This is a genomic window from Mycobacterium saskatchewanense, assembly GCF_010729105.1.
In the GTDB taxonomy this organism is placed as follows: domain Bacteria; phylum Actinomycetota; class Actinomycetes; order Mycobacteriales; family Mycobacteriaceae; genus Mycobacterium; species Mycobacterium saskatchewanense.
In genome coordinates this window covers 119,691-143,224 of record NZ_AP022573.1, presented here as the reverse complement: position 1 = coordinate 143,224, position 23,534 = coordinate 119,691, and the positions used below count along the sequence as shown (strand labels likewise).

Annotated in this window: 25 protein-coding genes and 1 pseudogene; 7 read left to right on the top strand and 19 right to left on the bottom strand. The window is 68.5% G+C overall.

Annotated features, from left to right (window positions below; genetic code table 11):
* Positions 1-328 precede the first annotated feature (328 nt).
* From G6N56_RS00735 to G6N56_RS00720, 4 genes are read right to left on the bottom strand one after another with little or no spacing between them, the layout of a single operon-like run.
* Positions 329-667: a hypothetical protein gene (locus tag G6N56_RS00735; RefSeq protein ID WP_142280719.1), complete on the bottom strand. Its 339-nt coding sequence runs from the start codon at positions 665-667 to the stop codon at positions 329-331.
* A gap of 52 nt (positions 668-719) precedes the next feature.
* Complete coding sequence (locus tag G6N56_RS00730) at positions 720-1,115, bottom strand: hypothetical protein (protein WP_085257005.1); 396 nt, start codon at positions 1,113-1,115, stop codon at positions 720-722.
* A gap of 39 nt (positions 1,116-1,154) precedes the next feature.
* Positions 1,155-2,192, bottom strand: coding sequence for a hypothetical protein (locus G6N56_RS00725; protein WP_142280718.1), 1,038 nt, complete (start codon positions 2,190-2,192; stop codon positions 1,155-1,157).
* A gap of 36 nt (positions 2,193-2,228) precedes the next feature.
* On the bottom strand, positions 2,229-2,516 hold the full coding sequence (locus G6N56_RS00720; RefSeq protein WP_232069182.1) for a hypothetical protein: 288 nt from the start codon (positions 2,514-2,516) through the stop codon (positions 2,229-2,231).
* 65 nt (positions 2,517-2,581) lie between these two features.
* On the opposite strand from G6N56_RS00720, the gene G6N56_RS00715 reads away from it, so the two are divergent.
* The 4 genes from G6N56_RS00715 to G6N56_RS00700 all read left to right on the top strand — a co-directional run bounded on the left by G6N56_RS00715 (position 2,582) and on the right by G6N56_RS00700 (position 6,145).
* The gene (locus G6N56_RS00715) at positions 2,582-3,787 is read left to right on the top strand and encodes a serine hydrolase domain-containing protein (RefSeq protein WP_169717538.1); all 1,206 of its coding nucleotides are present in this window, start codon (positions 2,582-2,584) and stop codon (positions 3,785-3,787) included.
* 11 nt (positions 3,788-3,798) lie between these two features.
* On the top strand, positions 3,799-4,338 hold the full coding sequence (locus G6N56_RS00710) for a GNAT family N-acetyltransferase (protein ID WP_085257002.1): 540 nt from the start codon (positions 3,799-3,801) through the stop codon (positions 4,336-4,338).
* A 113-nt stretch (positions 4,339-4,451) separates the two neighbouring features.
* Positions 4,452-5,441, top strand: coding sequence for a nitronate monooxygenase (locus tag G6N56_RS00705; protein ID WP_264020882.1), 990 nt, complete (start codon positions 4,452-4,454; stop codon positions 5,439-5,441).
* Positions 5,438-6,145, top strand: a complete 708-nt coding sequence (locus tag G6N56_RS00700; protein ID WP_085257000.1) for an SDR family NAD(P)-dependent oxidoreductase — start codon at positions 5,438-5,440, stop codon at positions 6,143-6,145. The genes G6N56_RS00705 and G6N56_RS00700 overlap by 4 nt, the downstream gene beginning before the upstream one ends.
* Here the strand turns inward: G6N56_RS00700 and G6N56_RS00695 are convergent.
* The 10 genes from G6N56_RS00695 to G6N56_RS00650 form a co-directional block, all read right to left on the bottom strand.
* On the bottom strand, positions 6,096-7,526 hold the full coding sequence (locus G6N56_RS00695) for an amidase (RefSeq protein WP_085256999.1): 1,431 nt from the start codon (positions 7,524-7,526) through the stop codon (positions 6,096-6,098). The genes G6N56_RS00700 and G6N56_RS00695 overlap by 50 nt on opposite strands.
* A gap of 5 nt (positions 7,527-7,531) precedes the next feature.
* Complete coding sequence (locus G6N56_RS00690; protein ID WP_085256998.1) at positions 7,532-8,455, bottom strand: alpha/beta hydrolase; 924 nt, start codon at positions 8,453-8,455, stop codon at positions 7,532-7,534.
* Positions 8,456-8,706: 251 nt separating this feature from the next.
* Complete coding sequence (locus G6N56_RS00685) at positions 8,707-9,300, bottom strand: TetR/AcrR family transcriptional regulator (RefSeq protein ID WP_085256997.1); 594 nt, start codon at positions 9,298-9,300, stop codon at positions 8,707-8,709.
* A 54-nt stretch (positions 9,301-9,354) separates the two neighbouring features.
* Positions 9,355-12,033 carry a fumarate reductase/succinate dehydrogenase flavoprotein subunit gene (locus tag G6N56_RS00680; protein WP_180150453.1) on the bottom strand — a complete coding sequence of 893 codons (2,679 nt, stop codon included), beginning with the start codon at positions 12,031-12,033 and terminating at the stop codon, positions 9,355-9,357.
* Positions 12,030-12,767 (bottom strand): ABC transporter ATP-binding protein, encoded by a 738-nt coding sequence (locus G6N56_RS00675; RefSeq protein ID WP_085256996.1) that lies wholly within the window; start codon positions 12,765-12,767, stop codon positions 12,030-12,032. Before G6N56_RS00675 ends, G6N56_RS00680 begins: the two co-directional genes overlap by 4 nt.
* A complete protein-coding gene (locus G6N56_RS00670) occupies positions 12,764-13,621 on the bottom strand; it encodes an ABC transporter permease (protein WP_085256995.1) in 858 nt (285 codons plus the stop codon). Before G6N56_RS00670 ends, G6N56_RS00675 begins: the two co-directional genes overlap by 4 nt.
* Positions 13,618-15,054, bottom strand: a complete 1,437-nt coding sequence (locus G6N56_RS00665; protein ID WP_085256994.1) for an ABC transporter substrate-binding protein — start codon at positions 15,052-15,054, stop codon at positions 13,618-13,620. Before G6N56_RS00665 ends, G6N56_RS00670 begins: the two co-directional genes overlap by 4 nt.
* A 10-nt stretch (positions 15,055-15,064) precedes the next feature.
* A complete protein-coding gene (locus G6N56_RS00660) occupies positions 15,065-15,292 on the bottom strand; it encodes a 4Fe-4S dicluster domain-containing protein (RefSeq protein ID WP_085256993.1) in 228 nt (75 codons plus the stop codon).
* Positions 15,289-16,035, bottom strand: coding sequence for a GntR family transcriptional regulator (locus tag G6N56_RS00655; protein ID WP_085256992.1), 747 nt, complete (start codon positions 16,033-16,035; stop codon positions 15,289-15,291). Before G6N56_RS00655 ends, G6N56_RS00660 begins: the two co-directional genes overlap by 4 nt.
* A gap of 115 nt (positions 16,036-16,150) precedes the next feature.
* Positions 16,151-17,404 (bottom strand): MFS transporter, encoded by a 1,254-nt coding sequence (locus G6N56_RS00650; RefSeq protein WP_085256991.1) that lies wholly within the window; start codon positions 17,402-17,404, stop codon positions 16,151-16,153.
* A gap of 6 nt (positions 17,405-17,410) precedes the next feature.
* Here G6N56_RS00650 and G6N56_RS29925 point away from each other — a divergent pair.
* The 3 genes and pseudogenes from G6N56_RS29925 to G6N56_RS00640 all read left to right on the top strand — a co-directional run.
* Positions 17,411-17,764 (top strand): annotated as a pseudogene (locus G6N56_RS29925) (hypothetical protein); the annotation flags it as partial.
* A gap of 125 nt (positions 17,765-17,889) precedes the next feature.
* Positions 17,890-18,423 (top strand): COG4705 family protein, encoded by a 534-nt coding sequence (locus G6N56_RS00645; RefSeq protein ID WP_232069181.1) that lies wholly within the window; start codon positions 17,890-17,892, stop codon positions 18,421-18,423.
* Positions 18,424-18,484: 61 nt separating this feature from the next.
* Entirely contained in the window at positions 18,485-18,736 is a 252-nt protein-coding gene (locus G6N56_RS00640) for a hypothetical protein (RefSeq protein WP_085256990.1), read from the top strand.
* A 7-nt stretch (positions 18,737-18,743) separates the two neighbouring features.
* On the opposite strand, the gene G6N56_RS00635 is transcribed toward G6N56_RS00640, so the two are convergent.
* The 5 genes from G6N56_RS00635 to G6N56_RS00615 form a co-directional block, all read right to left on the bottom strand.
* Positions 18,744-21,599 (bottom strand): aminotransferase class I/II-fold pyridoxal phosphate-dependent enzyme, encoded by a 2,856-nt coding sequence (locus tag G6N56_RS00635; protein WP_085256989.1) that lies wholly within the window; start codon positions 21,597-21,599, stop codon positions 18,744-18,746.
* A gap of 84 nt (positions 21,600-21,683) precedes the next feature.
* A complete protein-coding gene (locus tag G6N56_RS00630) occupies positions 21,684-22,067 on the bottom strand; it encodes an antitermination protein NusB (RefSeq protein WP_085256988.1) in 384 nt (127 codons plus the stop codon).
* Positions 22,064-22,537 carry a transcription antitermination factor NusB gene (nusB, locus tag G6N56_RS00625; protein WP_085256987.1) on the bottom strand — a complete coding sequence of 158 codons (474 nt, stop codon included), beginning with the start codon at positions 22,535-22,537 and terminating at the stop codon, positions 22,064-22,066. Before nusB ends, G6N56_RS00630 begins: the two co-directional genes overlap by 4 nt.
* Positions 22,538-22,539: 2 nt before the next feature.
* Positions 22,540-23,103 carry an elongation factor P gene (gene efp / locus G6N56_RS00620; RefSeq protein ID WP_085256986.1) on the bottom strand — a complete coding sequence of 188 codons (564 nt, stop codon included), beginning with the start codon at positions 23,101-23,103 and terminating at the stop codon, positions 22,540-22,542.
* 105 nt (positions 23,104-23,208) lie between these two features.
* Positions 23,209-23,526 (bottom strand): hypothetical protein, encoded by a 318-nt coding sequence (locus G6N56_RS00615; RefSeq protein WP_085256985.1) that lies wholly within the window; start codon positions 23,524-23,526, stop codon positions 23,209-23,211.
* Between the last annotated feature and the right edge of the window lie 8 nt (positions 23,527-23,534).

The following is a 23,534-nucleotide window of genomic DNA, read 5'->3' as shown; positions in this document are numbered from 1 at the left end:
ACGAGTGGCTGAAAGCGTGAGTAGGTGCTGATTTTGTATTGGAGAGAGCGCAGTACGCCGAGCCACTACTGATCGGCCGCCGGACCAAAATCTAAACCCGCTCCCACCAAATTGCTCCCGAAGCAGATTTCTGCAAGAAACAATGCTCGCGCCCAGTCGAGATCAGACAGGGGCTCTTTGGCTGTGATCGCTTTTCTCAGGCGTTGGGTGAGTTGATACCACTCGCTTTCGGTGGACTGCCCGAGGACCGGACATAGCAAATTTGTAAGCATGTTTCGCCGATCCGCCGTATTCGTTGAGCGCAATGAACATGAATTCGCGCTCTTCATCAGACAGGTCGATGGTCACAAGCTTGGGTTCGGTCATTGGTCCGTCCCTGACTCTGCGTTCGAACCCCTGGCATTTTCCACCAGGTCGCTTCGAAAGACACCTCAGTGAGAAAGAGCGCACGCGCCCAATCGAGTTCGTTCATAGGGTGACTGCCTTTGACGGTGCCGATCAATCGGTCGATCAGACTGAACCACTCTGCTTTGTCGCTGCAGCCCAGCACACGACCGAGAAGCCGATACGCGCGCTTCGCCGGACCGCGGTATTCGTTGTGAGCGAGCACGATGAAATCGCGCTCGCCATCGGTCAGATCGCTAGAGACCAGTTCCAGTCCTGTCATCTTCTCACCTCCTCCTGCGTGTCGGCCGGGTTGTCCGCATGGCACTCAAGATTTATTCCGCAGCGGGGTAACCAGCATTTTCTACCAGCAACAGAAACCGGGAGTAAGTGCTGATCTTTCGTTGAACCGATCGCATCACCTCAAACCAGTGGGGATCGGCGGCAGGCCCAAACCGGAGACCCGAGCCGACCAAGGTGCTCCCAAAACTAATGTCGGTGAGGAACATCGCCCGCGCCCAGTCGAGATCAGACAGGGGCTCCTTGTTCTGGATAGCCGTCATCAACCGGTTCACCAGAGTTGCCCACTCGTCGAGATTCGAAAGGCCCAACACCGGGCACAACAGACGATAGGTGTGCTGCGCGGTCCCGCCGTATTCATTGAGGGCGAGAACCATGAACTCGCGCTCTTCGTCAACCAGATCTATTGCGATGGGGCTGGATTCGATCAAATGCTCAACCTAATCGACTCAAGATTGCGCCCGGTTCCGTCACTCCTCATAGTCGTCCGGAAGTTCGCCGAGCAGCGGCATGCGGTGGTGCTGGCCGGGGTGGTGTGGATGGACGGGATGGGGCCCGGTAGCCGGAGAGTCCCACGGAATTCCACCGCCGAACGGTAGCCCCGGCATGCCGCCACCACCCTTGCCAACCCCGGGCCCAGGCTTGTCGGGCGGTTCGACCGGGGGCCCCACCAGCGACCTGGGTGCAGGTGCTTCCGCAGGCGCCGGCGCAGGCCGCGGCTCGGCGGGCACTGCTGGGACGGGCCCGTCGGCAAGCTGGGCGGGCTCGAAGCCTCTTACGGTGGCTCCGAATTTATTTCTTATGTAATCAGGGAACTTTGTCTGATCCGGTTTGAACACGGTGCCGCAGTCACCTCCCACACCACTCTTGTCCCGCACAATCAAGACATTGTCTTTCGGGTCGTAGATGAGCGGCGCCCCATCGCTCTTGCTGGCGCCCAGCTGCAGTCCGCCAGGATTCTCGATCGACATTTTCATTTTTCCGTAGATTAAATCGGCGAGTTGGTCTTTCGTCATGTTCGGAAAATCGGCCATGTGACCGTCGGGCCCGCTCGCGTGGCCATACGCGATTTTCTGCGCCGCCCGCATCAACGGATCGCTGCTCCAGCCGCCCGGCGGCGGGTCTGGTTCGGGATTCGGCGCCTCTTTGAAGGTGTGAAGATCGACAGCGCGAACCGTGTTACGCCCGTCGTCGTCGCCGACATCGAAGCCGTCGGCGCGCGCATCCTCCACCGCCTCGAGGACCGCCTCTTTGCAGGCCCGCAATTGCTCGACTCCGCGCCGGGCCACGTCAGCCGCCCCACGCAGCTGGTCGGACGCCCCGCGCACCTTCACCAGGTTCAGGTAGGAGCTCTGCCGCGCGGCGACGGCCGCCTCACCTGTCCATGGGGTGCCGCCCGGAGAGGACATCCGGTCGTGGACGCCGGCGAAGGTTTGCTCCCACAGGTGCGCGGTCTTCGTCCAGGAGCGCGCTGCTTCCACTAGATATGCGGTGTCGATGCGCCGCACGTGCGACAACGTCGGCGCCGCTCCCGTCATCGTCATTTAGCACACCAACGCCCGGAACTCGTCGGCGGATCGGGCTTCGTTCACGCCGTATCGGGCGGACGTGGCCGTCAGTTTGGTAGCGGTCGCTTGCACGCGCGTTGCGCACCTCAGGCCCGCCGCCGCAACTTGTGCGTGGGCGGCGTCCACCGCCGCGGCACTGGCGAGCGCCGACGAACCCGACCCGGTTGGCACGCTGTTGGCCGCCAACGCGCTCGCCAACGATGCACACCAGCCGGCCTGCACGCGCAGACCGTCCTCCCTGGCCTGCCACCCGATAGCATCCATGCGCGGAGTGTAGGACGGATGCCCGTCCCGCACAGTTCACCACGACAGTCACTACCCTGAACCGGGTGAATCTCGACAGCAATCAGGCCACCATCCGCGAGGTATGCGACGCCGGCCTGCTCGCCGGTGCGGTGACATTGGTCTGGCAGCGCGGAGAAGTGCTGCAGGTCAACGAGATCGGCCACCGTGACATCGACGCGGGTCTGCCCATGCGGCGCGACACCCTGTTCCGCATCGCGTCGATGACCAAGCCCGTCACGGTCGCGGCGGTGATGAGCCAGGTGGACGAGGGCAAGCTGACCCTGAAGGACCCGGTCACGCGGTGGGCACCGGAGTTGGCGGGGCTGCAGGTGCTGGACGACCCGCACGGTCCCCTCGACCGGACGCACCCGGTGCAGCGCACCATCCTCATCGAGGACCTGCTCACCCACACCAGCGGTCTGGCGTACGCCTTCTCGGTGACGGGACCGATCTCCAAGGCCTACATGCGGCTGCCGTTCAATCAGGGCCCGGACGCCTGGCTCGCAGAACTCGCGAAGCTGCCGCTGGTCCATCAGCCCGGCGAGCGGGTCACCTACAGCCAGTCGATAGACCTGTTGGGCGTCATCGCTTCCCGCGTCGACGGCAAGCCGTTCCACGAGGTGCTCGCCGAGCGGGTCCTGGGCCCGACGGGCATGGTCGACACAGGTTTCTTCGTCACCCCGGAGGCGCGGCGGCGGGCCGCCACCATGTACTCGCTGGACGAGAACGAGCGGCTGCGGCACGGCGTGATGGGCCCGCCGCACATCAAGCCGCCCTCGTTCTGCAACGCCGGTGGGGGATTGTGGTCGACCGCCGACGACTATCTCCGCTTCGTGCGCATGCTGCTCGGCGAGGGGACGATCGACGGCGTGCGGGTCTTGTCGCCGGAGTCGGCCCGGCTGATGAGGACCGACCGGCTCACCGACGAACAGAAGCGGCACAACTTCCTGGGAGCCCCGTACTGGGTGGGTCGCGGCTTCGGGTTGAACCTGTCCGTGGTGACCGACCCGGCCAAGTCGCTCCCGCTGTTCGGGCCGGGCGGCGTAGGGACGTTCAGTTGGCCCGGCGCCTACGGGACGTGGTGGCAGGCGGACCCGACCGCGGACCTGATCCTGATCTACCTGATCCAGAACCTGCCGGACCTGAGCGTGGACGCCGCAACGGCGGTGGCCGGTAACACCTCGCTCGCGAAACTCCGCACGGCGCAACCGAGATTCGTTCGCCGCACCTACCAGGCCCTCGGTCTTTGAGACGGAGCGCCATGGTCGCCTACCCACCGGACCGCATCACCGGACCCCGGCTGGTGCTGCGACCGCCCATCCTCGACGACGCCGGGGCGCTGTTCCAGCGGGTCGCCCGCGACCCCGAGGTCACCAAATACCTGCTGTGGGCACCGCATCGAGACGTGGCGGCAACGCGCCGGGTGATCGCCGAGAAGCTCAACGTCAACGACGAGGAGCGCACGTGGGTGATCGAGCTGCGCCACAGCGGCGACGTGATCGGGCTGGCCAGCTGCAGACGCCCGGTGTCGCACTCGGTCGAGGTCGGCTACTGCCTGGGGAAGCGCTGGTGGGGCAAAGGGTTCATGTCCGAGGTGCTCGACATGCTGCTGGCGGCGCTGGAGGCCGACCGCGACGTGTATCGCGTGTGGGCGACGTGCAGCCCGCAGAACGAGCGCTCGGCGCGGCTGCTGGAGCACTCCGGATTCGTCCTCGAAGGGCGGCTGGCCCGGCACGCCGTGTACCCCACCATGGGTCCCGAACCGCAGGACAGCCTGCTGTACGCACGAATGCTGCGCTGACGGGATCGCGTTGAACCGAGCCGAGTCTCGGCTCGTTCAACTTGCGTGATGCATTGTGCCCGCCCGGTAAGTCCGCAAACTTGCTAGGGCGCTTCGCTTTGAGGGATCTGCGGGTGCCGGCGGTTTCGGCGCCGATGGCTGGCGGCCCGTCGACGCCGGCGCTGGCCGCCGCGGTTGCGGAGTGCGGCGGCCTGGGATTCCTGGCCGGTGGCTTGATTCCGGCAGAGACTCTGGCCGACAAATTCGCCGCGGCGCGAGCCCTCACCGCGGGGCCCTTGGGCATCAACCTCTTTGTGCCCCACAATGTCCCCGCTGACCCCGGTGAAGTGGAGACCTACGCGCGCCGGCTGTCAGCGGAGGGCGGACGCTATGCCACGCCCCTGGGCACCCCGCGCCACGACGACTTCGGCTGGCGGGCCAAGCTGGACCTGCTGCACGAGCTGCGCCCCGAAGCGGTGTCGTTCACCTTCGGCCTACCGAGCGAGGAGGTGTGCCGTCGACTCCGGGAGGCCGGCATCCTCGTCGTCGGCACGGTGACCAGCGTCGACGAGGCCAACCAGGCCGTCAGCCGCGGCGTCGACGCGTTGGTGGTACAAGGACCCGACGCCGGCGGGCATCGGGCCACCTTCAACCCCCACGCCCTGCCCGACTCCGTTGGCCTCGACGACCTGCTCGCCGGCGTGCTCGACACGGTCGGCTGTGACGTCGTCGCGGCCGGCGGGCTGGCCAACACCGCCGATGTCGACCGGGTCTTCGAGAAGGGCGCCACCGCGGCCCAATTCGGCACCGCACTGCTCCTGGCCGACGAGGCCGGAACCAGCCCCGTGCACCGCGCCGCCCTGGGCGCCCCGCAATTCACCGAAACCGTGCTCACCCGCGCCTTCACCGGACGCTACGCGCGATCGCTGCGCAACCGATTCGTGCGCGACCACGAACACCACGCCGTCTTCGGGTTCCCCGAGATCGCGCACCTGACCTCACCGATCCTGGCCGCAGCCAGCGCCCTCGGCGATCCCCACGGCACCAGCCTGTGGGCGGGAACCCAATATCGCCAAGCACGAACCGCGCCCGTCAAAACCATTCTCGCCGAGCTGATGCCATGACCAAAGTCGCGATCATCACGGGCGCCTCCCGCGGCATCGGTGCGGCGCTCATCGAAACCTACCGCGCAATGGGCTACCGCGTCGTGGCCAACTCCCGCGGCATCGCCCCGTGTGCCGGGCCCGACGTCCTCGCCGTCCCCGGCGACATCGCCCACATCGACACCGCCGAGCGCATTGTCCGCGAAACGATCTCACGCTTCGGGCGCATCGATTCCCTGGTCAACAACGCCGGCATCTTCATACCGAAGCCCTTCACCGACTACACGCCGGAGGACTTCGGCCTCGTCGTGGGGACCAACGTCGGCGGATTCTTTCACCTCACCCAACGAGTGGTCGCCCAGATGCTCGACCAGGGCCACGGCGGTCACATCGTCAGCCTGACCACCGCCCTCGTCGAGCAGCCGGACGCCCGCATCCCGGCGGCACTGACGGCCCTGTCCAAAGGCGGCGTGGCGGCCGTCACCAAGGCACTCGCCATCGAATACGCCGGCAGCGGCATCCGCGTCAACGCGATCTCCCCCGGCGTCATCGACACCCCCATGCACGCGGGAACCGATGTCCACGCCGCCTACGCCCACATGCATCCGCAGAATCGCGTCGGCACGATCGCCGACATCGCCCACGGCGTCCGATACCTGGAGCAGTCGCCGTTCGTCACCGGCGAAGTCCTGCACATCGACGGCGGCCAGAACGCGGGGCACTGATCGGCGTGGTCGCCCATCCGGCGGCCGCCTGGTAGGCATGCCCGACACGCAACACCGTGCTCTCGTCGAAGGGACGGCCCATGACCTGCAGACCAATCGGCAATCCTGCGCCGGTGAATCCGCACGGCACGGATAACGCTGGCAGACCGGTGAGATTCGCCGGAGCGGAGAACCGGATGTACGCGTCCGCCGGCCCCTCGCACAGCCCGTCCGGCCAAGTCACCTCCGGCTTGCTTGCGTCCATCGCCGCGACCGGCACCGTCGGGGTGATCAGGACATCGATGTCGTCGAAGAGCCCGTGCCACTCTTGGCGGATGCTCGCCCGCATGCGTTGCGCCGCCAGGTAATCCGTCGCCAATACGGACGCGCCGGACCGCAATGCGCGTCGTACGTCATCGGTGTAGAGGTCGCCGTGCTCGCTCAGCATCTGCCGGTGATAACTGGCGGCTTCGGGCTGCAAGATTCCGAACTGGGCAGCCACCACCTCATCGGTCAGGGGCAGCCGGACTTCTCGCAGCCGCACACCCAGATCCGCGAGCCGAGCGCAGGCCGCTTCGACGGCATTCCTGACTTCCGGATCGACGCGCTCGGTGAAGAAGTTCACCGGGACGCCGGCCGTCATCCCGGCCACATCGCGCCCTAATCCGGCCGAAAAGTCGGGCACCGCGACGTCCACCGAACCCGGATCGCGGGGGTCGTGCCCGGCCATCACCTGCATCGCCAACGCCGCATCCTCGACCGTGCGCGTCAGCGGGCCGGCGTGGTCCAGTGACCACGCCAACGTCGTTACGCCCGTGCGGGATACGCGACCGTATGTCGGTTTGAGCCCCACGATGCCGCACAGCGATGCGGGGATGCGGATCGAGCCCGCGGTATCGCTGCCCAACCCGACGAAGCACGCCCCGACGGCGACGGCCGCCGCCGATCCACCGCTGGACCCTCCCGCGATGCGGTCCGGACGCCACGGGTTGCGGGTCTGGGGAGTGACGACGCCGAAGGCGAACTCGTGACTGTGGGTCCGCCCGACCACCACCGCACCGGCCGCCAGCAGCGCCGCGACGACGGCGCTGTCGTCGCGGGGTATGTGATGCGCTCGGACGCGCGAGCTAGACGTGCTCGGCACGCCGGCCATGTCGTAGATCTCCTTGACCCCGACGGGGATTCCGTGCAGGGGTCCGCGATATCGGCCGGCCGCGATCTCACCTTCCGCCCGCGCCGCCGCCGCGGTGGCCAGCTCCGCGGTGACCTTGCTGAACGCGTTGATCGGTGGGTCAACCACCTCGATGCGGGCCAGCACCGACTCGGTCAACTCGACGGGCGACAGTGCTTTGGCCCTGATCTGTTGGGCGGCCGCGGCCAAGGTCAGCTCGAACGGCTGCACGGCTGTCAGGCCACGGCCGAGTGGATTCCGAGCGCGGAGCGCAGCCAGCGGCCTATTTCGGCGATCGCGCGGTCGACCTCCTCGACGCGGCCCGCCCCCATGATGAAGGAGTGCTGCCCCTCGTCGACCCGCCGGACGACGACGTCGTTGCCGGCTTCCTGCGCCCGCCGCGAGAAGGCGACGGCATCCGACGCGAGCAGTTCGTACTCGCCGTAGTACACCGCGGTCGGGGGCAGCCCGGACAGGTCGGCACCGAGCAGATGCACCCGCGGGTCGGTGAATTCCACGCCCGTTCCGTCGAGCCAGCACGACCGGAACAACTCCAATAACCCCCGGGTGAGCAGCTTGTCCCGACCCGCGTTGGTTTCGATCGACTCCCCCGACAGCGTCACGTCGGTCCACGGCGAGATGGACAGCACGGCACCGGGCAGCGCCTCGCCCCGATCGCGCAGCCGCAGCGCGAGTTCGACCGCGAGATACCCGCCGATCGAGTGGCCGACACTGGCAATCTTGTTGGGCCGGTAGCCCTGAGCGAGCAGCCAGCGGTAAGCGTTATCCACGTCTTCGACCTGCGCCGGATACTTTTGCTCCGGGGAACGCCGAAAGTTCAGCACGAGCGACCGGGCGCCGGCCGCTTTCGCGAGGTGTCCGGCCGCCTTCCGGTCGGAGTGCATCGACATCACCACGGTGCCACCCATGTGGGTGTGCAGCAGGACCGATTCCGGGTCACTGTCGACGGGAATGCACCACATGGCCTCGACCCCGCCGGCATCCACCTCGGCGTAAGTGACCCCCTCGGGCTCCTTCGTCGCCAGATGAATGTTCTCGGTGACGTCACGAATCGTCTCCAGTTCGAAATTGGGATTCGAGGACCGCCTGCCGACCTCCGCCAAGAAATCGGCGAATTCGACCGCCTGCCTGCTTGCCATTAGATTGCCTTCCGTCGGGATCATAAGATAACGGTCACTATATAACGACCGCTCTCCAATGGCTAGCCCCGATAGCGGCCCCGTTCGACAGCCAGGTAGCGGCGCGCGCCGTGGACCGGCCCGCGACGCGCCGCATGGGGCAAGTGCAAGGGCCCGATATCGGTCAAAACGCGCTCACCGAGTCGCGCGGGCGGCGATCCCCGCACCCCCCGGGGCGGCCCTCCAAGCGGCCCGAGCCCGCTTGCGGCCGATCAGTTGCGTTGCTTGCCGGGCGAAACGAGTTTGTCCGCGGTCTGCCGCGCGGCGTCGAGCACGGTGGCCTGCGTCGCGGCGTCCGACATTGCGCGGGAGATCGAGACCGCTCCCACGATCAACGCGACGATGCTCCATGCCCGGCGCTCCCGATCGGGGCGTGCACCGTCGAGCGACTCCGCCACCCGGTCCGCCAGCGCCGCGATCTTGTGCTCGTACGCCTCCCGCGTCGACGCCCCCGCCCGCGCGACGTCGGCGCTGAGCGTTGGCATCACGCAACCGTCGCCCGGGTTGTCCACATGGTAAGTGCTCAGGTAATCCGCGATGAAGCTCTTGAGCCGCGATACGCGTTCGGCCTTGCTGCCGGACTCCGTGTCGGACAGAAAGGGCTCGCCGACGGCGGCCTCGATGATCGCCTCGAGCATCGCTTCCTTGTTGGCGAAATTGGAGTAGAACGCTCCCGAGGTCACATCCGCCGCGGCGGCGAGCCCGTCCACCCCAATGCCGTTGAAACCGGACACCTTCATCGATCGCATGCCGGCACGCACCAGTGCGGCGCGCGCCTTGGCCTTCTGGTCCGGTGGGTACCTCACCAGCGCGACTATACCTCTATTACGTAACTATCGGTATCCTATGACTGCCGGCCATCAGCGATCCAGCGCCCGGCGCGCGTAGGCCCGCACGTCGGCGTCGCCGTCCTTCAGCGCGATGCCCAGCGCGTCCCGGGCCGCCGGGTCCGCCGCCCAGCGCGTCAGGCTGATCACCGCCGCCTTGCGCACGTCGAGATGCGCGTCGCCCAGCGCCTCGGCCAGCCGAGGGACGGCGAGGTCCGCGGGTGCCCCCGCCAGCGCGCGGGCCGCACCCTCCCGAACCTGCCACGCCGGCGCCCGCAGCGCCGACTCGATCGACGCGACATCCCCTGCGTCGCACCCCAGTTGGCCCAGCGCGGCGAGCGCGGCGGCGCGCACCAGGGGGTCGGGATCGCCGATCAGCGCCCGCACCGCCTCGCCGCCGCCACCCAGCGTCGCCAGGCCGGCGGCCGCGGCGATGCGGACCTCGCGGTTCTCGTCCGCGCCGGCCGCGACGACGCCGGCCACGTCGTCGACCGACACCAGCGCCCGCACGCCCTCGAGGCGCACGCGGTGGTCGGGATCGGCGACGGCGTGACGGTAGTCCTCGGCCGCGCCGGCCCGGCGGGCGGTCAGCAGGTAGACGGCCGCGGCCCGCACCACCGTGTCAGGTGAAGCCAAGTGGCCCCGGACGCCCGAGGGGTCGGGCAGCACCTCCGCCAGCTCGCGGATCCCGTCGGCGGCCGTGCGGCGCACCGCGGCGGCGGCGTCGTCCAGCGCGGCGAACAACGCGGGCGCGTACCCGTCCGGGATGTGCTCGGTCAGCGTCGCCACCGCGGTTTGGCGCACCCCCGGGTCGGGGTCGGCCAGGTAGGGCCGCAGACCGGAAATGGTCGGCTCCTCAAGGGCGAGCACCTCGGCGATGCGCGGCGACGGCGGGTCGAACGGCGTTGCGGGCGCATCGATCCGGGATGTCGTGTTGGCCGGCGCCTGGCCGCCGACCAGCGGCGGCTGCTCCACCTCCTGCACGGTCTGGTCCGCCGGGGGCAAGCCGTCCAGCTCCGGCACGGCCACGAAGTAGGGCGCCACCGGCCGCTTGAGGAACACCATCTGACCGTCGGCACCCTTGCGCAGGTTGAGGTGATAGCCCCATTGGGCGTCGTCGCGCCCGGGCAGATCCGCGCGATCGTGGTAGAGCCCCCAACGCGATTCGGTGCGGGTGAGGGAGGACCGTGCGGCCATCTCGGCGCAGTCCCGGATGAAGGAGACCTCGACGGCGCGCATCAGCTCGTGCGGATCACGGGCGCCCATCTCGGCGATCTCGCCGCGCATCCGGTCGAAGGTGCGCACCGCGATCGACAGCTTGGCCGCCGTCTTCGGCGGCGCCACATAGTCGTTGACGAACCGGCGCAGCTTGTACTCGACCTGCGGTTGCGGCGGCCCGCCCGGATGCCGCAGCGGGCGGTAGATCAGTTCGTGCGCTTCGCGCAGCTGGTCCTCCGGAAGCCGCTGCGGCGCCGAGACTTCCGCGCAGGTCGACGCGGCGTCCGTGCCCGCGAGGTCACCGAAGACGAATGCGCCGATCATGTAGTTGTGGGGCACACACGCCAGGTCCCCGGCGGCGTAGAGCCCGGGGATCGTGGTGCGGGCATGCTCGTCGACCCACACACCGGACGCCGAATGCCCGCCGCACAAACCGATTTCGGAGATGTGCATCTCGATATCGTGGGTGCGGTAGTCGTGACCGCGGTTGGCGTGGAAGGTGCCCCGGGTGGGCCGCTCGGTGGTGTGCAGGATGCCCTCGAGCGCGCTCAGCGTCTCGTCGGGCAGGTGGGACACCTTGAGGTAGATCGGCCCGCGCGCGGAGTCGATCTCGTTCTTGACCTCGGCCATCATCTGTCCCGACCAATAGTCGGAGTCGACGAAGCGCTCGCCGCGCGCGTTGACCTGGTAGCCGCCGAACGGGTTGGCCACGTAGGCGCAGGCGGGCCCGTTGTAGTCCTTGATCAGCGGGTTGACCTGGAAGCACTCGATTCCGGACAGCTCGGCGCCCGCGTGGTAGGCCATCGCGTAACCATCGCCGGCGTTGGTGGGGTTCTCGTAGGTGCCGTACAGATACCCCGAGGCGGGCAGGCCCAGCCGCCCGCACGCCCCCGTCGCCAGGATCACCGCCTTGGCGCCAACGGCGACGAATTCGCCGGTGCGGGTGTTGAAGGCCGCGGCGCCGACCGCCCGCCCGTCGGCCACCAGCACCCGCACCGGCATCAGCCGGTTCTCGATGCGGACCTTCTCCCGCATCGACCGCTGCCGCAACACCCGGTACAGCGCCTTCTTGACGTCCTTGCCCTCCGGCATGGGCAGCACGTACGAGCCGGAGCGGTGCACGCGGCGCACCGCGTACTCGCCATGCTCGTCCTTTTCGAACTTCACCCCGTAGCGCTCCAGCCGCTGCACCATCGCAAAGCCGCGGGTGGCAGTCTGATAAATGGTGCGCTGGTTGACGATTCCGTCGTTGGCGCGGGTGATCTCGGCGACGTAGTCCTCGGGTTCGGCCTTACCGGGGATGACGGCGTTGTTGACCCCGTCCATGCCCATCGCCAGCGCGCCGGAATGCCGCACGTGCGCCTTCTCGAGCAGCAGGACCTGCGCACCGTGCTCCGCGGCCGACAGGGCCGCCATCGTGCCGGCGGTGCCGCCGCCGATGACGAGCACGTCGCAGTCGAGGCGGTCCGGCGCGAGATCGGGTGCCTGCATCATGCCGCCGCCGAATGGTCCAGCGCCGCAATGATTTCTGCGCGCAGCGCGGGACGCGGCAGGTCGACACGCGGCTCCGGCACGTCGAGCAGCGCGCGCAGCGGCCGGCCCGCGCGGCCCAGCACGGCGATCCGGTCCCCCAGCGCCAGCGCCTCGTCCACGTCGTGGGTGACGAAGACGACGGTGGTCGGGTGGGCACGCCAGGTGTCGATCAGCAGCCGCTGCATGGCGGCGCGGGTCTGGGTGTCCAGGGCACCGAACGGCTCGTCCATCATCACCGCGCGCGGCGCGCCGGCCAGGCCGCGGGCCAACTGCACGCGCTGGCGCATCCCGCCCGACAGGCTCTTGGGCAGGTAATGACCGAATCCGCCGAGCCCGAGTTCGTCGATCCACCGCTCGGCCTGAGTCCGCCGGGTGGCGCGCGGTTCGCCGCGCAGCCGCAACGCCAGTTCGATGTTGGACCGCACGGTGCGCCACGGCAGCAGGGCGTCGTCCTGGAACACCATGCCGCGATCACCCGAGGTGGTGGTGACGTCGTCGCCGTCCGCCAGCACCCGACCGCCCGCGGGCGGCAGCAGGCCCGCAAGCGCGCGCAGCACCGTCGACTTCCCGCAGCCCGACGGGCCGGTCAGTATGAGGATCTCCCCCGGCCGCACGGTCAGGCTCAGCCCGTCGATCACCGGAGTCGCGGTGTACGACAGGGAAACCCGGTCCAGTTCGAGGCTCATCGCCGTCATCGCTGTCCTTCCTGCGCGCGCGGGAGCCAGCGGGTCACGCGCCGGCCAACCAGCTCGACGGACGCCGACGTGGCGAAGCCCAGCACCCCGATGGTGATGATGCCGACGAAGACCTGCGGGTAGGCCAGCACCGTGTAGTCCTGCCAGGTGCGGTAGCCGATGCCGAGCCGGCCGGAGATCATCTCAGCGGAGATCACGCAGATCCACGCCACCCCCATCCCGACCGACAGCCCGCCGAAGACACCCGGCAGGATGCCGGGCAGCACCACCTGGGTGAGCACGTCGGCCCGGCGGCCGCCCAGGGTGCGCACCGAGTCCTCCCACAGCGTGGGCAGCGCGCGCACGGCGTGCCGGGTGCTGACCATGATCGGGAAGAACGCCGCCAGGAAGGTGATGAAGACGATGCCGGCCTCGTCGGTCGGGAACAGCAGGATCGCCACCGGCACCATCGCGATCGCCGGGATGGGCCGGGCCAGCTCGGTCAGCGGACCGACGATGTCGGCGAACAGCCGGGACCGGCCCAGCAGCACGCCCGTGGCGACCCCGACCATGGCGGCCAGGCCGAAGCCGGTGAGGATCCGCAGCAACGACTGCGCCACGTCGAGCCAGTACTCGTGGGCGCCGAGCCGGCGATGCAGCGCCGTCACGATCTGGGTGACGGTGGGCAGCGTGTCGAACCGCAGCACCAGCCGCGCCTTGCCTGCGGTGAGCAGCTGCCACAGCCCGATCGCCACGGCCACCGACGCCAGCCGCAGCAGGCGCGACCGCCACGGCGAGGCGAGTCGCCGCGGCGTCGCCGGTGCGGGCGCCGAGACCCCGTCGAAAACCTGCCCGGGCACCACTTGCGCGGTCATACCGAACCCCCCAGTGCCTGTTGATAATTCATGGCCACGCTGCCCGGGTGTCCCGCCGTGTACCGGCGCGCACCGGCCGGGGTGTCGAACGGAAGGTAATTGGGCCCGTCTTTGACCCACGTCGACTTGTCGGCGAACCATCGGGTGCCCAGTTCGGCGTCGGGAACGTAGGCCGCGCGGATCTTGGCGCCGCGGCCGTTCGCCTCTCGGATCGCCTGCAGCAGCGCGGTCGGATTGGCGATGGGTTGCGTCGAGTCGGATCCCTCGAACCACAGCTCGCCGGCCAGGGCGGGATCCCCCGCGAGCGTGTCCGGGTTGGACTTTGCGTCTCGGGCCGCGTCGTAGTTGCGGCCGCGGGCGGCGAACACCGCGCGCAGCGGCTCGTCCACGACGAAGTTGCCGATGTCGAGGTCGGCGAAGTCGCCGATCGACTTCAGGTACGGCACATCGGCTTTCAGCGCGTCGACCAGCGACGGCTTCGGCGTGCTGTCGAACGACGTACCCCCGGGGCCGTTGTACAGATAAACCACCTCCTGCGGCAATCCGCTGGCCTGGGCCACGATGCGGGACGCCTCCAGCGGCCTGGAGTTGAGGAACTCGGTGGCGTCCAGCTGCGCCTGCAGGAAGGCCGCGAGCACCTCGGGGTGGCTCTTCGCGTACGACCGCCGGACCACCACGCCGTGCAGGGTCGGGAAGTTCAGCTCGGCGCCGTCGTAGAGCAGCTTGGCCTTGCCCTGGTGGACCAGCAGCCCGGGCCAGGCGACGAATTGCGAAAGGCCTCGAACCTGACCCGATTCCAGCGCGGAGGCGCCGACCTGCGGTTGCTGGTTGAGCACCTCGACGCCGGTGACGCCCTCTTTGGCCAGGGCGCGCACCAGGGTGCCGTGCCCGGCCGAGCCGAGGCTGGCCGAGACCTTCGAGCCGGCCAGGTCGGCCAGCCCGCTCGCCGACGAGTCCGGCTTCACCACCACCATGTTCAGCGCGCCCTTGGGGTTGTAGCCGGTGACCGACACCATCTCGGTTTTCGCCAGCGGGTTGGCCTGGGTCTTGGACCCGTTGATCAGCAGCGGGTAGTCGCCCATCGAGCCGATGTCGATCTTCTCGGCGAGCATCTGCGCGGTGATCGGGGCGCCGGTGTCGTAGTCCTGCCAGCGCACCGCGTACTTGGTGCCGGTGCGGGTGGTGATGTCGGCGAGCCGGTGCTCCAGGGAGCCCTGCGCGCGCAGCAGCGTGCCCGCGGTGACGGTGTTGATGGTCTTGGACTGGTAGCCCACCACGACGTTGACCACACCCGAGGACTGCGAGAGCGATTCGAGCGAGCAGCCGGAGATCAGCCCGACCGTCGCGCAGGCGACCGCGAGCGTAACGCCAGTGCGATTTCTGGCCCCATTTTTCGCCGTGGCGTTACGCTGGCGACCCGGCCCTAGTTCCATGAAACGCCTTTCAGCGCAGGAGGTACGGCATGTTGACGGTGACGGCCCCGGTCGGACAGCGAGCCGCGCACGGGCCGCAGTACCAGCACTCGTCGACGTGCATGTACGCCTTGCCCGTCTCGGGATTGATGGCGAGCGCGTCGAGTGGGCAGACCTCGACACACAGGGTGCAGCCGTCGATGCACAGCGACTCGTCGATGGTGACCGGCACGTCGGCACGCTGGGATATCAGCGTCATGGCTTGCTCCTTATGAGGTTGCCGCGCATGGTGATTCGATCGCCCCGCATCCGGATGTACTCCAGGTCAACGGGTCTGCCGTCGTCGAGGCTGGTGAGCCGCTCCAGCATGAGCAGCGCCGCCCCGTCGGGCACCTGCAGCGTGGCCGCCGAATGCGCGTCGGCGGAGATGGCCTCCAGCGCCAGCGACGCCGACCCCAGCCGCTGCCCGCTCACCTGCTCGATGAGCGCGAACAGGTCGTTGGTCTCCAGCGGATAGTCGAGGATCTTCGCGCCGATGTCCGGGGCCAGGTAGGTCAGGTCCAGGCTGAGCGGCAGGTCGCCGAGGTAGCGCAGCCGCTCGACGAACACCGCCTGCTCGCCGGGTTCCAGGCGGAGCCGCCGCGCCACCGACGGCGGCGCGGTGACCGGCATGGCGGCCCGCACCTCGTTGCGCACCTCGCCGAGGTCCTTGAACGTTTCCTTCAAACCGAGCAACGCGTCGAGGCCGTGGTCGTACTTGCGTTGCGCGACATGGGTTCCGACCTTGGGCCCGCGGTCGATCAGCCCTTCCTGTTTGAGGGCGGCAAGCGCCTCGCGAATCGTGTTGCGGGACACCGAGAATTCCGCCGCCAACTCCTGTTCGGACGGAAGCCCGTCGGGGTAGGTGTCGGCGTGGATCTGCTGGCGCAGCACGTCGGCGACCCGGCGGGCCCGGTCGGCCCGGTGCCCCCGAATCGATACTGGTTGCGCCACGGGAGTCACGCTAACGCAGCTCAGGGGGACTTTCGGGGTGTCCGCGGATGGCCCGCGCGGGCCGCTCAACGCATTCCGCCGGTTCGGGTTCAGCGCCGACCAGCAAGGACTCCCGCCCGGCGCGCTATTGCGCCACCCCGGGGTGGACCGAGTCTTTCCGATCCTCGTGAGCAGAATCCTGCGCAACTCCCGGCAGTTCGGTCGGCACCAGCGGCATCGCCGCCAGGGGGAACAACCCGCACAGCGCCCACGCCGACGAGTACCCGGACGCCGTCATCAGCGCGCCGAAGAGCGGGGGCCCGGCGCCGGCCATCAGCCGCTGCGCGGTGTTCTGCATGCCCAGGGCGCGTCCGCTCCAGAACGGTCCGGCGAACTCGGTGATCGCGGTGGCTTCCAACCCGTTGTCGAGCACCGCGACCACGGACAGCGAAAGCATCAACAGCACGGCAAGTCCCGACCGCGGGCCGTCGGTGAGCGCAAGCAGAAACAGGATCAGCGCCGCGGCGAGCGCGATCATGCGGACGGGTCGCATCCGCGAGCCGACGTGATCGGACCAGCGGCCGACGACGATCCGGCCCGCGGCCCCGAGCGCCTGAGACAGAGTCACGAGACCGCCCGCAGCCGCCACCGACCAGCCATGGTGAGCCATCAGCCACACGAGCATGAACGTGGCCGTGACCGTCTGCGGCACCATCAACAGCCCGGCGACGGCATGGATTCGCCACAGCGCCGAGGAGCCGCGGTAGGGGCTCGCCAGTTCCTGTGCGGTCGCCGCCCGGCGTGCCTTCCGCGGCGGATCGACGATCCCGATCGCGCTGGCGACCGTCGCCACCGCGCACATCACCCCGAGGAACATCAGCCCCCGGTGCGCGCCACGTTCCGACAGTTCGGGCACGACGACGGCGCCCAGAGCGATGCCCAGGGGTTGCGCCGTCTGGCGGATGCCCATCGCCAACCCGCGTTGCCGCGCCGGAAACCACGCGGACACCAGCCGACCCCCGGCGGCGTTGCAGCTGGCCGCGGCCATACCGCCGAGGAACAGGTATGCGCCCGTCATCGCCATCGAATGCGCCGCCGCCGCCGCGTAGGCCGCGGCCGCTGTCAGTGCCGAACCCACCGTCAGTACGGCCCGCTCGCCGACGCGATCGAGCACATAGCCCCAAAGAAAAAGGGTGACCACCATTCCCCAGCTGGGCATCGACGCCATCAGGGCGGCCTCCGTCAGCGGAATCCCGCGTCGGGCCTGCAGTGACGGGATGAGGAACGCGACCCCGTTGACGAAAAGGAACGAGGTTGCCGTAACACCCAGCGAGACAACCATGATCGACCACCGCGCCCCCGCCCCGAGTTGCGTCGCGGTATCCGATTGCCCGGGCATGGATCCATGTTGGCACGGCGCAACGCGGACAACGCTTGCCGTGACCGACCTGGAGCGGTTATCTCATTGAAGGCAAAGGTATTTCCTAAGTCCCTCTCAGCTAGCGGCGTGGATCGCCCTCACCGGCGGCCAGATTCACGGTGTCAACGACTTCACGGTGTCAACGACTTCACGGTGTCAACGACTTCACGGTGTCAACGACGTAGACACGGCCCGCGACCCCACGGGACAATGAGTATGACGGATGACGCCGCTACGAAGGTGCCGGCGGTCACGCTGGGCTTCTGGGTAATCAAGATCCTCGCGACGACGCTGGGCGAGACTTGCGGCGACACGGTCACGATGACGCTGAATTGGGGTTACCTGGCGGGCGTCACGCTTTTCGGAGTGTTGCTGGTGGCGCTGGTGTCGGCCAGATTCTCGCCACACGCTTCCACGCAATTCTGTATTGGGCGGCGATCGTGGCGTCCACGACGTTCGGCACGGTGCTGGCCGATTTCGCCGACCGATCGCTGGGCATCGGGTACACGGGCGGTTCGCTGCTGCTCTTGGGTTGTCTTGCGGCCACTTTGGCGCTGTGGCGCTGGTCGGAGGGAACGGTGTCGGTGAATACCGTTGCCACGCCACGGGTGGAGGCGTTCTACTGGTCGGCCATCACGTTTTCGCAGACGCTGGGCACGGCGTTGGGCGACTGGCTCTCCGCGACCCGCGGCATAGGCTACGAACGCGGCGCCTTATCGTTCACCGCGGCTCTGGCCGTCGTGGTCGCCGTGTATTACCTGACCCCCGTGTCGCGCGTGGCGCTGTTCTGGGCTGCGTTCATCCTGACGCGCCCCCTCGGCGCGACCGTGGGCGACCTCCTCGATAAACCGGTCGCCGACGGCGGCCTGGCATTGAGCCGGCCCGTGGCCACGGCCGTCCTCGCGGCGCTGATCGTCGCGCTCGTCATCGTCCTGCCGCAACGCCCGGGACGTCACCCCGGCGACACGAACGGCGGCGCGTCGGCGGAGCGCGCCTGACTCACAGCAGCTCAGGCCGCGTCCACAGCGGATCTCAAGCGACCGCACATACGCTGGCGACGTGAGAGATGTCGAATCGCCGAAACCGCGCCGCCTCATAGCCGCAACCCTGATCGGCGCGGCTGTCGCCGTCAGCGCGGGCGTGGTGGGAGCGCCCAGCGCAAGCGCCGATCCCAGCGCCTTCGGCGCGCTCAGCTGCAACTGCCAGGAGACCGCCGCGCCCGGCAGCCCGGCCCGCAAGGAAGAGGTGGCCCAGGGAATCCAGCAGAGCATGGCGGGCCAGTCGTCGCCACCACGACACGCAGTCGGTTAGCGCACCCTCACGCACCCTCGGTGACCACCCGCGCGGCGCCGTCGCCATTGGACGCGCCGTTGAGGCCGGATGCGTCCGCGGGCAGCTCGAAAGGCGGGTAGGCCGAACCCACCGCGGCCATCGCCGCGTTCCGCTGAGCCTCCATCCGCGCCAGCGCCTCCTCGGTGAAGACCGACAGACCCAGGTCGGGGTTGTAGCCGTGGATCTCCTTGACGTCGAGCTGGGCGAGGAAGTAGATGATCTCCTTGGACACCACCTGACCGGGGACCAGCACCGGGAAGCCCGGCGGGTAGGGCACCACGAACGTCGTGGACACCAGCGTCTTGCCTTCGGCCAGCCGCCGCCCGGCCGTCCCGATCAGCACGTGCTCGCGGTCGGACTCCTCGTACCCGGCGTAGAACGCCGACCGCATGTCGCCGAACATGCAGCCGTCGACCGGCTGGAAGGCGACGTCGAACTCGCTGAAGTCCGGCAGGTGCGGCAGGTCCTCGGTGATCTCCTCGACGTGGCGTCGCTGCAACGCCCGGTCCGCCACGCTCGCCGCGCTCTCGCTGCGGTCCAAATCCGTTGCGATGCGGCGCAACACGTCGAGCAGGTAGTGCACGCTCGACCAGGTGACGCCGATCGTGAAGATCAGCAGCACGCTGTTGATCGACGTCTTGTTGATCTGGATGCCGAACCGCTCCATCAGGATCTTCTCGCGGAAGTCGTAACCGTTCATGCCGGTCTTGCCGATGAACAGGGTGACCCGCGTGGCGTCCAGCACGAATTGGTCGGAGCGCCACGCCTCGTTCCACTCGGCCAGCGCGCCCTGCCGGACCTGGCGGTACGAGCTCACCGAGGAGGCCCGGAACTCCTCGGGCACCAGGTCGGACTCGTCGAGGATGCGGAACCACTTGCTGATCAGCCGGTCCTTGCGGACCCGGTGCCGGAAAACCAGCGCCATGTCGTAGGTCTGCCGGACCAGCTGGAAGCCCTCGATGTCGACCTGCCGGCGCGCCAGGTCCAGCGAGGCCAGCAGCTGCTGGTTCGGCGACGTCGAGGTGTGCGTGAGGAACGCCTCGCCGAACGCGTCGCGCGTTAGCGCGTTGAAATCCTGGTCGCGGACGTGGATCATCGACGCCTGCCGCAGCGCCGACAGCGACTTGTGGGTGGAGTGCGTCGCATAGACGCGCACCCGCGCCCGGGCCGGGTCGGGCAAGAGCCGCCGGCCGAGCCACTCGGACCGCGGCACGCCGTCCATCGACGCCACCCAATTCCGGTATTCCTCGGCGTATTTCGGCGCCGCCAGCATCTGCTCGAGATGCTGGGCCGACACCATCGCGGTCCGCTGCCGGGCCCAGGGCACGGCGGTGGCGAACGCGTACCACGCCTCGTCCCACAAAAAGCAGATGTCCGGCTTGATCGCCAGCACCTCCTGCATCACCCGCAGCGGGTTGTAGACCACGCCGTCGAAGGTGCAGTTGGTCAGCAACAGCATCCGCACCCGGTGCAGCTGTCCCGCCGCCTCGAGGTCGAGCAGGGTCTTCTTGATCGTGTGCAGTGACACCGCCCCGTAGATCGCGAACTCGGGCAGCGGGTATGCGTCCAGGTACAGCGGATAGGCGCCGGCCAGCACCAGCCCGTAGTGGTGCGACTTGTGGCAGTTGCGGTCGATCAGCACGATGTCGCCCGGCCGCGTCAGCGACTGCACGACGATCTTGTTGGCTGTGGACGTCCCGTTCGTGACGAAGTAGGTGTGGTCGGAGTTCCAGGTGTGCGCGGCCTTGTCCATCGCCTTCCTGATGTTGCCGTGCGGGTCCAGCAGCGAATCCAGCCCGCCGGAGGTGGTGGAGGTTTCGGCCATGAAGATGTTGCGGCCGTAGAACTCGCCCATGTCCTGCAGCGACTTCGAGTTGAAGATGCTGGCTCCGCGGGCGACGGGCAGGGCGTGGAACTGGCCGACCGGCGCCGCCGCGTACGCGCGCAGAGCGTCGAAAAACGGTGTGGCGAACCGGTTTCGGAGGCCCGCCAGCACGGTGCTGTGCAGGTCGGTGACGTCGTTGAGCCGGTAGAACGTCCGGTCGTAGACGTCGGGCTCGGTGTCGTCACCGGCCGCGATCGACTCGTCGGTGAGCAGGTAGAGGTCGATGTGGGGCCGCAGCTCGCGGATCCATTCGCCGCATTCCACCCAGTCGTTGGCGCGGTCGGGTATGACTACGCCTTCAGCGTCCTCATTGGGCCCCAACAGCGTGTTCATCAGCGGCACCCGGTCCCGGGACCGCAGCGGCAGGTCGTCGCGGATGATCGCGGCCTGGATCTCGCCGTTCAGCGCGACCGCGGTGATCGCGTCCTCCACGCTCGGCACGACGAGGAGCTCGAACTGCACGTCGTCGGACGGGTCGCGGAGCTCGCGCAGGCACTCGGCCAGGCTCTCCGGGGCGGTCTCGGGGGCGTCGTCGGCGAGCAGCACCGTGTAGAACTGCTGCTGCCTTGCCCGGGCCACCAGCTCCTGGTCCGCCAGCGGCGCCGAGGTATCGAAAAGCCCTGCGCGGTCGCCGTATTCGGACAGCAGACGCACGGCCAGCGACACCTCCTCGGTGAGCCGCACCGTGGACAGGGCCTCCAGGTGCGCGCGGAAGGTGGCCAGGTTCTGGGCACCGGGGTACAGCCAGTACCGCTCGTAGGCGGCGATGCGGTCCATCAGTCGCTTCACGCGGGCGACCTCGTGAGCCTTCTCCAGCCCGGCGAGGTCGACCTCGGCGAGGTGACGGCAGGCGTCGTCGAGCATGTTCCAGGTGTCGATCCGGGCGTACGACGGGTTGGCCACGGCCGCAAGGGCGGAGACTCGTAGTCGTCGCGGGTGGGCACTGTATGGATTCATCACGTCACCTGTCCTGCGTCATTGCAGCTCGTAGCAGCAGCCATTCTTGCCCGCGCGAGCCCGGCGTGGGATCGTTTCGCGAACCTAACGCTCCGGCTGGTCCTCGGCGCCACCCCGACCGGCGCGCGTGCTGTCCACCCACCGCAGCACCGGAAGCTCCCAGCGGCGCGCCGGCAGCTCGGTGACGTCCGAAAGCGACCGGACCACGGCCTGCGTCAGGCCCATGAGGGCGGCCATCACCGGCAGCAGCGGCTGCAGCGGCTTGGCCGCCTGCCGGACCGTGCTGATGCGGTTGGCGACGATCAGCCGTTCGACGCAGTGGTACAGCCAGGCGCCGACGCCCAGCGCGTAGATCGCCAGCGCCGACGCGACAATGGTGAGCCCGTAGGCGGCGCACACGACGGCGCCGAGCACCACCGTCGCGGCCAGCACGGCGGCGATGCCGGCGCGCAGCTCCAGCCGGCTCATGACTCGGTCCCGCGGAGGGCGCGGGCGGCGGCCCGGATCTGCGGAGTCACGAGCATGACCTGGCCCAGCACCCCGTTGATGAAGCTGGGCGATTCGTCGGTGGACAGCTCCTTGGCGAGCTGCACGGCCTCGTCGACGGCGACCGGCTCGGGCACGTCGTCGGCGTGGAGCAACTCCCACACCGCGACCCGCAGGATGGCGCGGTCCACGGCGGGCAGCCGGTCCAGGGTCCAGCCCTGCAGGTGCGAGCCGATCAGATCGTCGATGTGGGCCGCGTGCTCGCCCACCCCGCGCGCCACCGCCACCGTGTACGGCTGCAGGGTCGTCACGTCGGGGTTCGCCTCGGCCAGCGAGGTCCGCACGTCCACGACCTCCGCCGCACTCAGTCCCCGCGCCTCGGCCTCGAACAGCAGGTCGACGGCGCGCTTGCGGGCATGATGGCGTCCCTTGCCGGGCTTTCCGTCCGCCATAATCAGGCGTTGACCCGCCCCAGGTAGCTGCCGTCGCGCGAGTCGACCTTCAGCTTGTCGCCGGTGTTGATGAACAGGGGTACCTGGATCTCCGCCCCGGTCTCCAGGGTGGCGGGCTTGGTGCCGGCGCTGGAGCGGTCGCCCTGCAGGCCGGGCTCGGTGTGGGTGACCTCCAGCTCGACCGACACTGGCAGCTCGAGATACAGCGGGGCCCCGTTGTGGAACGCCACCTGTACCGGCAGGCCCTCCAACAGGAAGCGGGCGGCGTCACCGACCAGCGACTCGGGCAGGGGGTGCTGCTCGTAGTCCTGGCTGTCCATGAACACGAAATCCGAGCCGTCGCGGTACAGGTAGGTGGCGTCGCGCCGGTCGACGGTCGCGGTCTCCACCTTCACCCCGGCGTTGTACGTCTTGTCGACCACCTTGCCGGACAGCACGTTCTTCAGCTTGGTGCGCACGAAGGCCGGGCCCTTGCCGGGTTTGACGTGCTGGAACTCGACGATCTGCCACAGCTGGCCGTCGATCGCCAGGACGAGTCCATTCTTGAAGTCGGCAGTCGAGGCCACAGTCGGTCTATCTCCTAGAGGATCGCCACGTTTTCAGGGCCCGAGCATTTGCCCGGTAGCCCCGATGCAGCTTACCCGCGCCGCGGTCCGGCACTCACCGCGCCGCTAGTGGAGCTGCCCGGCACCGCACAGGCCGAAAAGGCCATCGTTGTTGTCGCACAAGTCCGTCGCGTTCGACGGCACCACCACGTCAGAGGCGGGCGACGGAGGTATGTGGTTCTGGGCGAAGTTGGCGAGAAAACCCAACCCAATGCCGACCGCGACCAGGATCGGACCGCGCCGGGCCGCCCAGGGTCCCCGCGTCGTGATCGCGCCCGTGCCGTCCTTGTCGTCGCTAATGAAATACCTTGCGGTGAGCCAGAACCCGGTCAGCGCCGAGAGAGCGGCCATGACGTTGACGACTATCAGCGCGAGGTAGGCCATTTCCCGGA

Excerpts from the sequence above, each read along its gene's own strand:
- G6N56_RS00635 (WP_085256989.1), bottom strand. The coding sequence starts at position 21,599 with ATGAATCCATACAGTGCCCACCCGCGACGACTACGAGTCTCCGCCCTT.
- G6N56_RS00650 (WP_085256991.1), bottom strand. The coding sequence starts at position 17,404 with ATGCCCGGGCAATCGGATACCGCGACGCAACTCGGGGCGGGGGCGCGG.
- G6N56_RS00690 (WP_085256998.1), bottom strand. The coding sequence starts at position 8,455 with ATGGCAAGCAGGCAGGCGGTCGAATTCGCCGATTTCTTGGCGGAGGTC.
- G6N56_RS00660 (WP_085256993.1), bottom strand. The coding sequence starts at position 15,292 with ATGACGCTGATATCCCAGCGTGCCGACGTGCCGGTCACCATCGACGAG.
- G6N56_RS00680 (WP_180150453.1), bottom strand. The coding sequence starts at position 12,033 with ATGATGCAGGCACCCGATCTCGCGCCGGACCGCCTCGACTGCGACGTG.
- G6N56_RS00665 (WP_085256994.1), bottom strand. The coding sequence starts at position 15,054 with ATGGAACTAGGGCCGGGTCGCCAGCGTAACGCCACGGCGAAAAATGGG.
- G6N56_RS00615 (WP_085256985.1), bottom strand. The coding sequence starts at position 23,526 with ATGGCCTACCTCGCGCTGATAGTCGTCAACGTCATGGCCGCTCTCTCG.
- G6N56_RS00710 (WP_085257002.1), top strand. The coding sequence starts at position 3,799 with ATGGTCGCCTACCCACCGGACCGCATCACCGGACCCCGGCTGGTGCTG.
- G6N56_RS00735 (WP_142280719.1), bottom strand. The coding sequence starts at position 667 with ATGACAGGACTGGAACTGGTCTCTAGCGATCTGACCGATGGCGAGCGC.
- nusB (WP_085256987.1), bottom strand. The coding sequence starts at position 22,537 with ATGGCGGACGGAAAGCCCGGCAAGGGACGCCATCATGCCCGCAAGCGC.
- G6N56_RS00720 (WP_232069182.1), bottom strand. The coding sequence starts at position 2,516 with ATGGATGCTATCGGGTGGCAGGCCAGGGAGGACGGTCTGCGCGTGCAG.
- G6N56_RS00630 (WP_085256988.1), bottom strand. The coding sequence starts at position 22,067 with ATGAGCCGGCTGGAGCTGCGCGCCGGCATCGCCGCCGTGCTGGCCGCG.
- G6N56_RS00700 (WP_085257000.1), top strand. The coding sequence starts at position 5,438 with ATGACCAAAGTCGCGATCATCACGGGCGCCTCCCGCGGCATCGGTGCG.
- G6N56_RS00675 (WP_085256996.1), bottom strand. The coding sequence starts at position 12,767 with ATGACGGCGATGAGCCTCGAACTGGACCGGGTTTCCCTGTCGTACACC.
- G6N56_RS00670 (WP_085256995.1), bottom strand. The coding sequence starts at position 13,621 with ATGACCGCGCAAGTGGTGCCCGGGCAGGTTTTCGACGGGGTCTCGGCG.